General features: G+C 69.5%; 16 protein-coding genes. 9 read left to right on the forward strand and 7 right to left on the reverse strand.

Going from position 1 to position 14,282, the window contains the following annotated elements:
* Positions 1 to 99 precede the first annotated feature (99 nt).
* Positions 100 to 2,583 (forward strand): TonB-dependent siderophore receptor, encoded by a 2,484-nt coding sequence (locus tag YS110_08840; protein UJB64841.1) that lies wholly within the window; start codon positions 100 to 102, stop codon positions 2,581 to 2,583.
* Positions 2,584 to 2,676: 93 nt separating this feature from the next.
* Here YS110_08840 and YS110_08845 read toward each other — a convergent pair whose 3' ends face one another.
* Both YS110_08845 and YS110_08850 read right to left on the reverse strand, forming a co-directional pair.
* The gene (locus tag YS110_08845; protein ID UJB64842.1) at positions 2,677 to 3,087 is read right to left on the reverse strand and encodes a type II toxin-antitoxin system VapC family toxin; all 411 of its coding nucleotides are present in this window, start codon (positions 3,085 to 3,087) and stop codon (positions 2,677 to 2,679) included.
* A complete protein-coding gene (locus YS110_08850; GenBank protein ID UJB64843.1) occupies positions 3,087 to 3,365 on the reverse strand; it encodes an AbrB/MazE/SpoVT family DNA-binding domain-containing protein in 279 nt (92 codons plus the stop codon). The genes YS110_08845 and YS110_08850 overlap by 1 nt, the downstream gene beginning before the upstream one ends.
* Positions 3,366 to 3,611: 246 nt before the next feature.
* Here YS110_08850 and YS110_08855 point away from each other — a divergent pair, with 246 nt between their 5' ends.
* From YS110_08855 to YS110_08890, 8 genes are all read left to right on the forward strand, one after another.
* Complete coding sequence (locus tag YS110_08855; GenBank protein UJB64844.1) at positions 3,612 to 3,896, forward strand: type II toxin-antitoxin system Phd/YefM family antitoxin; 285 nt, start codon at positions 3,612 to 3,614, stop codon at positions 3,894 to 3,896.
* Positions 3,865 to 4,332, forward strand: a complete 468-nt coding sequence (locus YS110_08860) for a type II toxin-antitoxin system VapC family toxin (GenBank protein ID UJB64845.1) — start codon at positions 3,865 to 3,867, stop codon at positions 4,330 to 4,332. Before YS110_08855 ends, YS110_08860 begins: the two co-directional genes overlap by 32 nt.
* Before the next feature lie 29 nt (positions 4,333 to 4,361).
* On the forward strand, positions 4,362 to 5,579 hold the full coding sequence (locus tag YS110_08865; protein ID UJB64846.1) for an esterase-like activity of phytase family protein: 1,218 nt from the start codon (positions 4,362 to 4,364) through the stop codon (positions 5,577 to 5,579).
* Positions 5,555 to 6,241 carry a Smr/MutS family protein gene (locus YS110_08870; GenBank protein ID UJB64847.1) on the forward strand — a complete coding sequence of 229 codons (687 nt, stop codon included), beginning with the start codon at positions 5,555 to 5,557 and terminating at the stop codon, positions 6,239 to 6,241. The genes YS110_08865 and YS110_08870 overlap by 25 nt, the downstream gene beginning before the upstream one ends.
* A gap of 135 nt (positions 6,242 to 6,376) precedes the next feature.
* Positions 6,377 to 6,859, forward strand: a complete 483-nt coding sequence (locus YS110_08875) for a MarR family transcriptional regulator (GenBank protein ID UJB64848.1) — start codon at positions 6,377 to 6,379, stop codon at positions 6,857 to 6,859.
* Between the two features lie 234 nt (positions 6,860 to 7,093).
* Positions 7,094 to 8,083: a transposase gene (locus YS110_08880; GenBank protein ID UJB64849.1), complete on the forward strand. Its 990-nt coding sequence runs from the start codon at positions 7,094 to 7,096 to the stop codon at positions 8,081 to 8,083.
* A 215-nt stretch (positions 8,084 to 8,298) separates the two neighbouring features.
* The gene (locus YS110_08885; protein ID UJB64850.1) at positions 8,299 to 9,087 is read left to right on the forward strand and encodes a DNA alkylation repair protein; all 789 of its coding nucleotides are present in this window, start codon (positions 8,299 to 8,301) and stop codon (positions 9,085 to 9,087) included.
* A gap of 41 nt (positions 9,088 to 9,128) precedes the next feature.
* On the forward strand, positions 9,129 to 9,467 hold the full coding sequence (locus tag YS110_08890) for a hypothetical protein (GenBank protein ID UJB64851.1): 339 nt from the start codon (positions 9,129 to 9,131) through the stop codon (positions 9,465 to 9,467).
* Between the two features lie 27 nt (positions 9,468 to 9,494).
* Here the strand turns inward: YS110_08890 and YS110_08895 are convergent, their stop codons facing one another.
* The 5 genes from YS110_08895 to YS110_08915 all read right to left on the reverse strand — a co-directional run bounded on the left by YS110_08895 (position 9,495) and on the right by YS110_08915 (position 14,233).
* The gene (locus tag YS110_08895; protein UJB64852.1) at positions 9,495 to 11,549 is read right to left on the reverse strand and encodes a bifunctional 2',3'-cyclic-nucleotide 2'-phosphodiesterase/3'-nucleotidase; all 2,055 of its coding nucleotides are present in this window, start codon (positions 11,547 to 11,549) and stop codon (positions 9,495 to 9,497) included.
* Positions 11,550 to 11,654: 105 nt separating this feature from the next.
* A complete protein-coding gene (locus YS110_08900) occupies positions 11,655 to 12,095 on the reverse strand; it encodes an EamA family transporter (protein ID UJB64853.1) in 441 nt (146 codons plus the stop codon).
* A 31-nt stretch (positions 12,096 to 12,126) separates the two neighbouring features.
* A complete protein-coding gene (locus YS110_08905; GenBank protein UJB64854.1) occupies positions 12,127 to 13,206 on the reverse strand; it encodes a M48 family metalloprotease in 1,080 nt (359 codons plus the stop codon).
* Between the two features lie 8 nt (positions 13,207 to 13,214).
* Positions 13,215 to 13,805, reverse strand: coding sequence for a LemA family protein (locus YS110_08910; protein UJB64855.1), 591 nt, complete (start codon positions 13,803 to 13,805; stop codon positions 13,215 to 13,217).
* A gap of 20 nt (positions 13,806 to 13,825) precedes the next feature.
* The gene (locus YS110_08915; protein ID UJB64856.1) at positions 13,826 to 14,233 is read right to left on the reverse strand and encodes a group II truncated hemoglobin; all 408 of its coding nucleotides are present in this window, start codon (positions 14,231 to 14,233) and stop codon (positions 13,826 to 13,828) included.
* Positions 14,234 to 14,282: the final 49 nt, after the last annotated feature.

The raw sequence follows: 14,282 nt of genomic DNA on the forward strand, positions 1-14,282 counted from the left end.
CGTGTCCCCGTGAGGGATTTCCGCCCCCTCGTTGCACATACGGAAAGAAGCCCCTTTTCTTTCCTCCCATCCACCGCAACGACAAGGACCCCAACCGCCATGGCCGCAACACGCCGCGCCCTCCCGCGCCCCAACAGCGCCGCGCTCCCCCCCATCGCCGCCGCCCTGGCCCTGCTGCTGGCGGGCGCGGGCGCCTGCCAGCCCGCCAGGGCGCAGGCCCCCGCCGCCACGCCGCAGGCCGCCGTGCGCGGCTGGAACCTGCCCGCCGCGCCCCTGGCCGACACGCTGGCGCGCATCGCGCGCGAGGGCGCGCGCAGCATCAGCGCCGACCCGGCCCTGCTCGCGGGCAGGCAAGGCCACGCCGTCCAGGGCCGGTTCAGCGTGGAGGAAGCGGCGCAGCGCGCGCTGGCCGGCAGCGGGCTGGCGCTCGCGCGCACGCCCAGCGGCACGCTGACGGTGGTGGCAAGCGAAGCGGCCACGCTGGCACCAGCGCCCGCCGCGCCGGCCTCCGGCGCCACGCTCAAGGAAGTGACGGTCACCGGACAGGCTGTCCAGACGGCCGCCACCGAGGGCTCGGGCAGCTACGCCGCCCGGCGCGCCAGCATCCTCAAGGGCGCGCAGTCGCTGCGGGAGATTCCGCAATCCGTCTCGGTCATCACGCGGCAGCGGCTGGACGACCAGAACCTGACCACGGTGGAACAGGTGATGGAGCAGGCCATGGGCGTGAGCAAGAGCTTTGCGAACATGGGCATGCATGGCTACAACGCGCGCGGCTTCAGCCTGATCTCGCAGTTGGACGGCAACGGGGCAAAGGGCACCATGGGGACCGTCGGCTCGGCGGATCTGGCGATGTTCGACCGGGTTGAAATCCTGCGCGGTGCGGCGGGCCTGCTGGCGGGCAGCGGCACGCCCGGAGGCGTGGTGAACTACGTGCGCAAGCGCCCCCTGGCCGAAAAGCAGGCCAGCGTCGGCTTGCAGGCCGGTTCGTGGAACAACTACCGGGCCGAGGTCGATACCAGCAGCCCGCTCAACGCCGATGGCAGCCTGCGTGGCCGCGTCGTCGCCAGCTATGTGGACCGGGATTTGTTCTACCGCAAGACGCACGAGCAGCAGCCGTTCCTGTATGGCGTGCTCGAATACGACCACTCCCCCGCCACGCGGCTGACGGCGGGCCTGCACTACAAGGACTGGCGCAGGGACGGGGCGGATTGGAAAGGCGGCCTGCCTATCTCCACCGACGGCTCCGACCTGCGGCTGCCGCGTTCCACCTCGCTCGGCCCTGCCTGGGCGTATTCGGAAACGGCGACAAAGGGTGCATTCCTGGAGGCCACGCATGACTTCAACGACCGCTGGAGCGGCCGCTTCAGCGCCGACTGGGGCGACAGGGCTTGGGAGGTGTATTCGGTGTACCGCTCGGGCTTGGTGGATCCGGCCACCCTGCAAGGCGCCGTGCTGTCCCCCGCCTACCAGTACGCCATTGGCGAAAACAGATCCGTGGACGCCAGCATCACCGGACACTTCGATCTGCTGGGCCGGGAACACAAGGTTGTCCTGGGTGCCAGCCGCTCCGAGGAGATAGGCGGCAGCAAATCCTCTTGGCCCAGCGGCCAGGACTGGCCCATCGACCTCAACGATCCGAACCAGTCCGCCTGGACCAAGCCGAGCATGAGCGCGGAAGCGCTGGGAAAGACCAAGGAACTCAACCAGGGTATCTACGGCAACGTGCATTGGCAGTTGAGCGATCCGCTCAAGCTGGTGCTGGGCGGGCGCCTGGGCTGGTACGAATACAAGACGGCCACCAGCGGCTACAAACAGACGCGGGAGTTCACGCCCTATGCGGGCCTGCTGTACGACCTGGACAAGGAATGGACGGCCTACGCCAGCTATGCCGACATCTTCCAGCCGCAAAGCAGCAACTACACCTCGGCGGGCAAGCCGCTCGACCCGGCCATCGGCAGCAACTACGAAGTCGGCGTGAAGGGCGCGCTGATGGGCGGCAGGCTCAACACCTCGCTCGCGCTGTTCTACACCCAGCAGAACAACCGGGCGCAGATCGACCCCGACTTTCCGTCCGGCTGCCCCGGCGCACCCAACCCGGCCAGCGCCTGCTACATCAATGCGGGCGAGGTGGAAAGCAAGGGACTGGACTTCGAGATCAACGGCGAACTGGCACGGGGCCTGCAAGCCTGGGTGGGCTACACCTACAACCGCCAGATCTACGTCAGGGACCGCGATCGCGACGGCAACCCCACGGCCAACGAGGGGCAGCAGTTCAGTTCTTCCACGCCCAAGCACATCCTGCGCGCGGGGGCAAGCTACCGGCTGCCGGGCGATTGGAGCCAATGGACGCTGGGCGGCTCGGTCAATAGCCAGAGCATGACCGGCACGGCCTGGAACGGCCCCTGGCGCGAACAGCGCGGCTACGCCGTGTGGAATGCGTTCGCCCGCTACCAAATCGACAGCCGGTGGGCGCTGGGCCTGAACCTCAGCAATGTCTTCGACCGGGTGTACTACCAAGGCCCCGAGCAGGTGGTCTACGGCGAACCTCGCAGCTTCCTGCTGACGCTGCGCGGCACTTTCTGACGCATGGAGCAGCAGAACGCGCCGGCTTTCATCTCGCGCCGGGGTGCACCGGTGCGCGACACACGGGGACGCGGGGACGCGTTCAGCGTCGCCCTAAACAATCGCCCAGTTCTCCAGCGCCAGGCCGTCGATGCGGCGGAACTCGCGCTCGTTGTTGCTGACCAGTACGCAGCCCTCGGCCAGCGCGTGGCAGGCGATCCACAGGTCATTGGCGCCAATCGGCGTGCCAGCCCCCTGCAAGCGGGCGGCATGCCGCGCGTAGTGCGCGCACAGGGCCGGGCCGGCATGGTAGTGCACTGGCACGATGCGCGCCAACGCCGCCAGCTGGCGCAGCACGCCGTCCTTGCGGTCGCTGCGCTCGGCACCCTTGAGCAGTTCGGCGTAGGTGACGAAGGACATGCACAAGCTGTCCTCGGGCGCCAGGCGATTCACGCGCTCGGCCACGGCGGCGGGGCGGTTCTTGATCAGGTAGATCAGGATATTGGTATCGAGCATGTAGCGCATCACAGCGCCTCCCGCTCCTGCATGGGCAACTGGGCGCGGCGGTCCTCCTCCAGCGCCTGAACGAAAGCGGGATCGAACCCGGCCAGCGCTTGCAGCAGCGCGTCGCCGCGCCGCTCGCAGGCCGGCTGGGGATGCAGCACCAGATCGCCAGCGGCATTGCGGCTGATGGTGACCTGCTGGCAGTCGAGCCGGAACTCCTGCGGAATGCGCACGGCCTGGCTGTTGCCGTTCATGAAAACGCGGGTGCGCACGGCTTGCGGGGGGAAGGGGCTGGGCATGGCGGCCTCCGTTTGTGTGTACGTCAACGTGTGTATTTTAAGAACCAACCCGCCGGCAAACAAGCGAGCGCCGCGCAGGACTACACCACGCTGGCCAGGACGCCTATCGGTCGGCCTACGGTGAACCGCACAGCTTCATGTGCAGGCGTGAATTCCGAGCAGCGCAACCTCTGGCGGTCCAGACCGCCAGGGCCAGGTGGGCATGATTTTGTACAATTGGTTTGTACATTCCCCAAGGAGGCCGCCATGCAAGCCACCATCCCCCTTTCCGAAGCCCGCGCCAACCTGGCCGATACCCTGCGCCGCGTGGAGCAGCAGAACGAACCGGCTTTCATCTCGCGCCGGGGTGAGCCGGTGGCGGTGTTGCTGTCGCTGGCGCAGTACGAGCGGCTGTGCAACGCCAGTGGTGGCTTTGCCGGGCGGCTGGCGGCCTGGCGCACGGCCCATGCCGGCGAATTGCAGGCGCAAGAGGACGGCGATTTCCTCGCCGGTCTCCGCGATGCCTCGCCGGGCCGCGACTTTGCCTGGTAAGGCGGCGGCCGGCACGCTGGCCTGGCTGCTCGACAGCAACGTCTGGTCCGAAGCGCTGCGGCCCGAACCCAGCCCCCACGTGATGCGCCAGTTGCAGCGGCACGAAGGCGCGCTGGCACTGGCCGCGCCCGTATGGCACGAGCTGCGCTTTGGCTGGCTGCGCATGCCGCAGGGACGCAGGCGCGACCTCATCGGCAGCTATCTGAACGATGTGCTGGCGCCATTGCCCATGCTGCCGTATGACGCGGCTGCGGCACGCATCCATGCCGACATTCGCGCCGCGCGCGAGCGCATCGGCAGGCCCTTGCCCCATGCCGACGGGCAGATCGCCGCCATTGCGCTGGCCCACGGCCTGACGGTGGTGACGCGCAACACGGCGGACTTCGCCCAGATCGACCGCCTGCCCGTGGCCGACTGGCACACCGCCGCCCCGTAGGCGGAGGGCCGCGCCTACACTCGCCCTCCATGCGCCCGCCCCCGTTCTCCGCCCTGCCCCGCCTGGCCGCGCTATGCGTGCTGGCCCTGCTCACCGCCTGCGCGCCCCTGCCCACGGCCGCGCCACCCCAGCCGCCCGCGGCCACCGCGCCGGACGGCGCGCCCTGGCTGCGCCTGATCGGCAGCGCCGCGCTGGACTACGGCGCGCAGTACGCAGGCACCCAGGTGGGCGGGCTCTCGGGCATCGACTACGACCCCGTGCACGACCGCTACCTGCTGGTGAGCGACGACCGCGCCACGCACGACCCGGCGCGCGTCTATACCGCGCGCCTGCGCTACGGCGCCACGCGGCTGGAGCCGCCCGAGTTCACGGGCGTCACCTTCCTGCTGCACGCCAGCGGCCAGCGCTTCGGCCCGGCGCACCGCCCGCTGGACGGCGTGGACGTGCCCGACGCCGAGGCCGTGCGCTGGCTGCCCGGCGGCACCGCCTTCCTGTGGACCAGCGAGGGCGACTTCGCGCGCGGCTTCGGCCCGCAGTTGCGCGCCAGCCGCTGGGGCGACGGCGCCGCGCTGCGCGACTACGCATTGCCCGAATCCTTCACCCCCGCGCCGCGCGAGCGCCAGGGCCCGCGCGCCAACGGCACGCTCGAAGGCCTGGCCCTCGCCCCCGGCGGGCAGACCGCCTGGCTGGCCATGGAACTGCCCTGGTGGCAGGACGGCCCGCTGCCCACGCCCGCCGCACCGGGCGGCCCGGTGCGCTTCACCGCGCTCGACGTGGCCAGCGGCGCCGCCCTGCGCCAGATCGCCTACCAGCCCGACGCCGTGCCGCACGCGCGCCGCCTGCCCGTGGGGCCGCAGATGGTGGGCGTGAGCGAGATCCTGGCCGACGGCCCGCACCACCTGCTGGTGCTGGAGCGCGCCTACAGCGCGGGGGCGGGCTTTCACGTGCGGCTGTACCGCATCGACACGCGCGACGGCAGCGACACCCTGGCGCTGCCCGCGCTGGCCCCCGGCGCCTACCGCCCGGCCGCCAAGACGCTGGTGGCCGACTTCGCCCAGCTCGGCCTGGGGCGGGTGGACAACATCGAGGGCATGACCTGGGGCCCGCCGCTGCCCGATGGCGGCTGCGTGCTGGTCTTCGTGAGCGACAACAACTTCAACCCGGCACAGGTCACGCAGTTCATCGCCGCGCAATACCAGGCGCCGGGCGACGGGCATGGGCGATGCGGTACAAACCGCACGCCATGAGAGCCACCGCCCGCTCCTTCGCCGAACTCCAGCCCCTGCGCCGCGCCCTGGCCGAAGCCGCCGCGCAGGAAGCCGCCCGTGCCCAGGCGGCGCGCGAGGCCGCGCAGCGCGCCGCGCGCGAGCGCCACCTGTTCGCCCACAGCGTGGGGCCGGTGCAGCCGCTCAAGGGCGGCGCCAACCGCCACAGCGCCCCGCCCGCGCCGCCCGACCCGAAGCCGCTGCAGCGCGAGCAGGACGAACAGAACGTGCTGCGCGAGGCCATGAGCGACGAGTTCGACGTGAGCACCCTGCTCGACGTGGACGACCAGCTCAGCTTCCGCCGCCCCGGCATCGGCGTGGAGGTGACGCGCAAGCTGCGCGGCGGGCACTGGAGCATCCAGCGCCAGCTCGACCTGCACGGCCTGCGCCGCGACGACGCGCGCGAGGCGCTGGGCGAATTCATCCGCCTGGCGCACCGCACCGGCCTGCGCTGCGTGCGCATCATCCACGGCAAGGGCCTGGGCTCGCCCGGCAAGACGCCCGTGCTCAAGGGCCGCGTGCAGGCCTGGCTGGTGCAGAAGAAGGAAGTGCTGGCCTTCGTGCAGGCCCGGCCCATGGACGGCGGCGCCGGCGCGCTGGTGGTGCTGCTGCAGCCGGGCAAGCGGCGCGTAGCGGCACCGTAGCGGCACACGGCAAGAGTCTGGCCAAATCGGCCTCCAACCCTTTCGCAGCAAGCGCTGTCAGCTCCACTTTCAGGAGCAAACCAAACACAAAGAAGCAACCATATAATTAGCCAACAAACTATTAGCCACAAAACCATGCAGCTCGCACAGAAATACCAGGCCTTGCTGGACGAAGCCCAGCGGCGGCAGCTCCCGGACGTGGAAGGCATCCGCCTGTGCTTCCAGGCGCTGTCCCTGGCGTCGGCCATCGACCGCGACTGCGCGGCGCTGCTGGCGCCCCACGGGCTGTCCGAGGGGCGCTTCGTGCTGCTGTTCCTGCTCGACGCGGCGCCCGGCGGGCTGGCCCCCGCCGTGCTGGCGCAGCAGGCTGGCGTGAGCCGGGCCACCGTCACCGGCCTGCTTGACGGCCTGGAGCGCGAGGGCCTGGTGGCGCGCCAGGCCGACGCCAGCGACCGCCGCGCGCTGCGCATCAGCCTGACGCCCCGGGGCCAGCAGGTGGCGCAGGCGGTCTTCGCGCAGCACGGGCGCTGGATCGCCAGCCTGTTCGGCCCGCTGGACGCGGCCGAGCGCACGCAGCTCGCCCGGCTGCTCGACAAGGTGGCGACGCGGCTGAGATGAAACACCCCCTGAGTCGCCTTCGGCGCCTTCCCCCTTGTATCTTCGAGACCCTGAAGTTCAGAGACATTTTTTGGGAAGTTGTCCACAGCCTGTCATCCCCTTGGGAGCCTTGGCATCCCGTGAGAGAGCATTTGGCGTGGACAGCCAACCGTTTGCAGCAAGCCCGAACAGTTGCTTGTTGGCAATACATGTTCTTTGGATCTGTATTGACCGCGTATTTTGCAAGGATGGGCAATGACTAACGAATCCCAGGAATCTGTGTTTGTTGGTGTCGACGTCTCCAAGGCTGTGCTGGAAGTGGCCTTGAGTGACAAGGGTGCGAGTGAGCGCTTTGACAACGATGAGCGCGGCATTGCGGCACTGATTGAGAGCCTCAAGCAAGTGCATGCGGGGCTTGTGCTCATGGAGGCTACAGGGGGTCTGGAGCGCAAGCTGGCACAGGCGCTGTACCTGCAGAACTTTGATGTCATGGTCGTCAACCCGCGTCAGGCCCATGACTTTGGCAAAGCCATGGGCTACCTGGCCAAGACCGATCACGTGGATGCACGGGTGCTGTCGCACTTTGCGCGCACACTGCACCAAAGCGAGCGGCGCGACAAGCTGCTGTTGAAGCTGCCCTCACAGCAACAACAGCACGTTGCTGCACTGGTGATGCGCCGGGGGCAACTGGTGCAAATGCGTGTAGCTGAGAGCAATCGGCTGGAGCAGGCCCACCCGCTGTTGGCCAAAAGCATCGCTGCCATGATCAAGGCGCTGGACAAGCAAATTGACGTGCTGGACGACGACATCGGAGGGCGTCTGAAGATGCACTTCAAGCGTCAGACAGAGCTGCTCAAGGGCTTGAAGGGCATAGGCCCGAATACGCAGGCGGTGCTCATGGGCATGTTGCCGGAGCTGGGGCAATTGAGCCGGCGCGAGATCAGCAAGCTCGTGGGCGTTGCCCCGCTGGCGCGCGATAGCGGCAAGTCACGTGGCAAGCGCAGCATCTGGGGAGGTCGTGCGGATGTGCGCTCGGCGCTGTATATGAGCACGCTCAGCGCCATGCGCCACGAGCCGGTGATCATGCAGTTCAGAGACCGCCTGCGCGCGGCAGGTAAAGCGCCCAAGGTCGTCATTGTGGCCTGCATGCGAAAGCTGCTGACCATAGTCAATGCGGTGATCAAGTCTGGTCAGCCTTGGTCTGCTACTTATTCACAGGCGGGTAATGCGCTGCAAACCGCTTGACTTTGAACACAGTTGCTCTCTCTACGCGCTTCGCGCTCCGGGAGGGGGACGCAGCCTTCGCTGCGGGGCGGCCCTTGCTCGGCTGCCCACGCTTGGGCCGCGCCGGTTTCATGCGCCGTGGACAACTGGAATGAAACAACACCCCCTGAGCGGCTGCGCCGCTTCGCGCCGGTTTCATGCGCTGTGGACGGCGCGTGGCGCCATGGATAACTGACATGCACAACACCCTACCCCGCAAAGGCGCCACGCGCGCCAGCGACATTCCCCCCGAGGTGCTGGAGGCGCTGTCGCGCGGCACGCTGCCCACCGCCACCCTGGCCGAAGGGCTGGCGCTGGACCAGGGCCTGCTGCTGCGCACGGTGTTCCCCGAACTGCCGCCAGCGGCCCTGCACGCGGCCGACGCCGCGTGCCAGAAAGGCATCGCGCAGCGCATGGCCGGCATGGGCGCGCTGCTGTGGCAGGAACTCGGCCCGGCGGGCCTGGCGCGCTGCCAGGCCCACGGCGCCGACACGGTGCGCGGCTGGGCCTGCTTCATGGTCGGCGCCCAGGCTGGACTGGCGGCGGCAGCGCGGCTGGCCGCCATCGCCCCGCTGGCCGATGACCCGCACTTCGGCGTGCGCGAGTGGGCGTGGATGGCCGTGCGCCCGCACCTGGCGCGGGAACTGGACGCGGCCATCGCCGCCCTCGTGCCCTGGACGGCCTCGCCCTCGGAACGCATGCGCCGCTTTGCCAGCGAATCACTGCGCCCGCGCGGCGTGTGGTGCGCGCACATCGCGGCGCTGCGGCACGACCCGGCACGGGGCCTGCCGCTGCTGGCGCCACTGCGCGCCGACGCCTCGGCCTACGTGCAGGACTCGGTGGCCAACTGGCTCAACGACGCCGCCAAGGACCAGCCCGACTGGGTGCGCCACCTGTGCGCCCAGTGGCTGGCGCAAGCACCCCACCCCGCCACCCGCCGCATCTGCCAGCGCGCGCAGCGCAGCCTCGCACACCCCGCGGCGTGATGCCCGCGCTGCGGCAGCCCCTGTTTCACTCTGGAGCACCCATGGCCCACTACCTCGTCGAACTCTATACCCCCAACGCCCGCTGGCAGGCGCTGCCCGCGGCGCAGCGCCAGGCCTTCCTGGAGGGCATCCAGCAGGCCCTGGGCGGGTTGTCCGCCCAGGGCATCGAAGTGCTGGCCCTGGCAGAGGCCGAGCCAGACATCGACCAGGCCAGCGCGCACCGCTTCGTGGGCATCTGGCGCTTTCCCAGCCCGGCGGCACGCGCGGCGCTGCTGGCGGGCATCCAGGCCAGCGGCTGGTACGGCTACTTCGACCACGTGAACGCCGCGTGCGCGGCGGGCGGGTTCGCCGGCCATCTGGCCGCGCTCGCGGCGGCCTGAGACAGGCCAACCCGCTGGCGCCCTTTCTTACTTGGACAGATCCAGCTTGTACTTGGACGTGCCCTTGCCGGTGCCATCGTCGGCCGCAAGCAGCGAGACGTTGGACAGGCCCGCAGCCTGGGCCACGCTCAGGGCATTGGCGCCCGAACTGAACACCACATCACCCGCGGTCTTGGCCTGGGTGAAGCGCCAGCTCTTGGCCGCGCCGTTGGCGGCGCGCGTCACGCTCGCGTTCTTGCGCACGTAGTCGATGACCACGTCGCGGTTCGCGTCGGGCGAGGCCCAGACCGTGCCCGAGCCGTCGAGCTTGTCGATGAAGCTCTTGCCGCTCGTGGCGCGGTAGTTGTTGGTGGCGATCACGAACTCCTTGGCCGTGTCGATGGGCTTGCCCAGGTAGGTCAGGTTCTTGATGCGGCTGCCCACCGGCTGGGTGACATCGATTTCATACTGCACGTCGGCCGTGGTGAACATGTCGAAGTTGTAGCCAGGGAAGGTGCTGATGAGCTGCTGCTCGCCGGTCTGGGCCGGATCGATCTGGTTGAAGCGCTTGGCCGCGGCCTCCAGCCAGCCCTTGATGTCGGCACCGTTGACCTTCACGGCGTACACCGTGTTCGGGTACAGGTACAGGTCGGCCGCGTTGTAGATCGCGAGCGGGCCAGCGGCCACGTCGGTGTAGTCCGCCCCACCCTGGAAGCCCGACTTGAACGGCGCGCTCACCGACAGCACGGGCAGGTCCTTGTACTGCGGCAGGTTGGCCTGGATATAGGCGGCGACGTAGTCGCGCTGGGCCTGGTTCACGATCTGGATCGCGCCAGGGTCGCCCACGTCGGCGAACAGCGTGCTCATGCGGAAATCCGTATTGCCGATGGGCGTCTTCACATACTGGATCGCGGCCTGGTGCTGCGACGCGACCAGCGGTGCCACGGCCTGGTCGGCATCCACATACACCGTGGCACCGGCTGCGTTCTTGCTCTGGATGCTGCGCAGCTCGCTCTTGCTTGCCGCCTTGTTCACGGCCCAGGCCTTGCCGTCCCACTGCAGCGACAGCTGGATCACGCCCAGCGCCTTGCCCCAGGAACTGGCCATGACGGCAGGCACGCCGTTGACGGTGCCGGCCTTGTTGTCCACGCCAGGCTGCGAGAACGCAGGCTTGGCAGCCGTGTCGGGAAACACGCTGTGCTGGTGGCCCATGACCATGGCGTCGATCCCCGACACCTTGGAGAGGTACAAGCCCGGGTTTTCCATGGTGCTGGAATAGGTGCTGCCGTCCAGGCCGCCATGCAGCAGCGCGACCACGATGTCTGCCCCTTTCGCGCGCAGCTCGGGCACGTACCTGGTGGCAGACTCCACGGCGCCTTCGGTATAGACCTTGCCTTCGAGATAGCGCTTGTCCCAATTCATGATGCCGGGCGTGGTGAAGCCGATCACGCCCACCTTGATCGGCAGGGTCACGCTCTTGCCGTCCTTGCCGGTGGCGGCGATCCTGCGTTCAAGGATGGTGTAGGGCTGCACCAGCGGCTTCCGGGTCTTGCTGCTGTACACGTTGGCCAGCACGGCCGGGTAGCCAGCGCCCGCGCACTTCTTGGCGGCATCCACGCCGTCCACGTCCAGGCCGCCGCCCAGCACCTGGTTCAGGAACGGCAGCCCGTAGTTGAACTCGTGATTGCCCAGCGTGCCGGCATCAAAGCCCAGCGCGCCCATCGCCTTGTACATGGACAACTGCTGGGTGCAGGCAATGGGATTGACCGTGGCCTCGTAGTCGGCCAGCGCCGTGCCCTGGATGGTGTCGCCGTTGTCCACGAGCAGCGTGTTGGCGAATTCCTTGCGCGCGGCGCGCACCAGCGTGGCCGTGCGCTCGAAGCCGTAGCTCTTGTCCTCGGCCAGCTTGAAGTAGTCGTAGCTGCGCACGTTGAAGTGCAAGTCCGTCGTTTCCAGCACGGCCAGCGTGGCCGTAGCGCTCTGGCTGGTGGCGTCATCGCTGCCGCTGCCCCCGCAGGCAGTCAGCGCGGCGGCGCCGGCAATGGCGGCCAGCCCCAGGCGGCGGGAAACCGGGAAATCGTAGCGAAACGTTCGGTCGAACATGCGAATAGGCCTGTCGTGGTGTAAAGGCCCCAGTGTCCGGAGCCCGCTTGACAGCACCGTGACGCACATCGCCCGGCAGGCCGGCTACCGGCTACCGGCTACCGGCTACCGCTTGGCCGCCAGCACCAGCACCCCCGCGGCCACCAGGCCGATGCCCAGCCACTCGCGCGGCGCCGGGCGCTCGCCCAGGAACAGCACGGCGAACAGGGCCACGAGCACCAGGCTGAACTTGTCCACCGGCGCCACCTGCGACGCCTGGCCCAGCTGCAGCGCGCGGAAGTAGCACACCCACGACGCCCCGGTGGCCAGCGCCGAGAGCACCAGGAACAGCCAGGTGCGCCCCGGCAGCCGCAGCGGGTTGCTCCACTGCCCCGTGGCCGCCACGAAGGCGGCCAGCACGAACACGATGACCACCGTGCGCACCAGCGTCGCCAGGTCGGAATTCACGCCCTGGATGCCCACCTTGGCGAAGACGGCCGTGAGGGCGGCGAAGACGGCCGACAGCGCGGCCCAGACAAACCAGCCGGCGGGGGCTGCTGTGCTCATGGGGAGATCTCCTCAGAACGTGTTCATGGTCTCAAGCGTAGGGATCGAACTGCGCGGCCAGCGGCACGGCGCCAGGGGCCTGCACCGCCCGGTGCGCGGGCTCGGGCACGTCCTGCAGCGGCGCCACGGGCAGGGGCGGCATGCTGCGGCCATAGATGTGGCGCACGCGCTCTTGCAGGCTGGGGTGGCTGTCGAGGTGGCGCGATAAGCGGTCTTCATCGGGCGCCTCCACCAGCAGCATGTGCTGCACCGCCGGGTGCGCCAGCCCGCCGTGGGCCGCAGCCGGCAGGCGCAGGCGCGCGGCCTCGCGGCGCTGCGTCATCACCTTGCGCAGCACGCCGCCCAGGCCGTCGCGGCTGCGCGTCCATTGCACGGCGCGGGCGTCGGCCAAGTGCTCGCGCTGGCGCGACACCGCCGCCTTGAGCAGGCGCCCGGCCAGCCAGCCGGCGCTGCCCGCGAGCATGATGGCGCTGCCGAACCACCAGGCCAGGCCGGGGCGCTCGCGCACCGTGTCGCCAAAGTGGTAGACCAGCTCCAGCCCGTAGACCATGCCGGCCAGGCGCATCTTCAGGCGCGTGTCGCCCTCGTGCAGATGGCTCAGCTCATGCGCCACCATGCCTTGCAGCTCCTCGCGCGTGAGGTACTGCAGCGCGCCCTGGGTGACGGCGAGCACCGCATCCCCGGCGTCCCAGCCGGCGGCGAAGGCGTTGATGGCGTCGGCGCGCGGCAGCACCATGACCTGGGGGCGCGGCATGTGCGCGGCGATGCACAGCTCATCGACCACGTTGCACAGGCGCTGCTCGGCGTGCGACACGGCCGGGCGCGCCTCGCGCGCGCCCACGCGCCGCGCCAGCTTCACGCCGCCCGCGCGCAGGTTCGAGGTCTCCACCCACCAGCCGCCCAGCACCAGCAGCAGCGACACGCCCACGTTGGCCGCGAGGAACCCGGCCGGGTACGGCAGCTGCCACGGCAGCAGCGCCGCCATCAGCAGCCAGGCCAGCGCCAGCGCGCCGTGCACCCCGGCCACCAGCAGCAGCACGGCCAGGGCGAAAGCCAGCAGCAGGCGCCGCGTCTCGGCGCGCGCGGCGTTCTGCCGGTCCCAGAAGCGCATGCTTGCGCTCAGAAGCGCACCGCGGGCGCCTCGCGCTCCTGCGCGCTGCGCGTGGCTTCGAGCATGGGCGCGGCGGCGAAGCCCAGCAGCCGCGCCACGATGAGCGCCGGGAACTGGGTGGCTTCGTCGTTGAATTCAAGCACCTGGTCGTTGTAGGCCTGGCGCGCGAAGCCCAGGCGGTTCTCGGTGCTTGCCAGTTCCTCGGAGAGCTGGCGCATGGCGGCGTCGGCCTTGAGTTCGGGGTAGCTCTCGGCCACGGCCAGCAGGCGGCCCAGGCCGGCGCCCAGCACGCCCTCGGCGGCGGCCAGCGCGCCCAGGTGCGCGGCGCTGGGGGCGGCGCGCGCGGCGTCGGCTGCGCCCTGCGCCTGGCCGCGCGCCTGGATCACGGCCTGCAGCGTGGCGGCTTCGTGCTGCAGGTAGCCGCGCGCCACCTCCACCAGGTTGGGCACCAGGTCGTGGCGGCGCTTGAGCTGCACGTCGATCTGCCCGTAGGCGTTGGCGATGCGGTTGCGCAGGGTGACGAGGCGGTTGTACACCGCCACGGCCCAGGCCACCGCCACGGCCAAGCCTCCCAATACCAGCCATGCGGTCATCGACATCGTTGCCTCCTCTGTAGGGTTCAGCCGCCGCGGTTGCGCATCCAGTCGGCGGTGTTCATGAAACTCTGGTTCAGGCGCGCGCGCAGGTCGGGCGGCACCTGGGTCTCGGCCATGGCCTGGTCCATGCAGGCCACCCACTGGTCGCGCTCCTTGATGCCGATGGAAAACGGCAGGTGGCGCGCGCGCAGGCGCGGGTGGCCGAAGCGCTCCTGGTAAAGGTCAGGCCCGCCGAGCCAGCCGCAGAGGAACCAGAACAGCTTGTCGCGCGCATCGTCGAGCGTGCTGCCGTGGGCGGCGCGCAATTCGGCGTAGGCGGGCTCCAGTTCCATCAGGTCGTAGAAGCGGTCCACCAGCTGGCGCACGGCGGACTCGCCGCCGAGCCACTCGTAGGGCGTGGCAGGCGGCGCGGAGGTGTCGGAGGGTTGCATGGCCGCGATTGTAGGAAGCGCGGCCGCTTACATCAGCGATCCCCACCCA

Source organism: Acidovorax sp. YS12, assembly GCA_021496925.1.
Classification (GTDB): domain Bacteria; phylum Pseudomonadota; class Gammaproteobacteria; order Burkholderiales; family Burkholderiaceae_C; genus Paenacidovorax.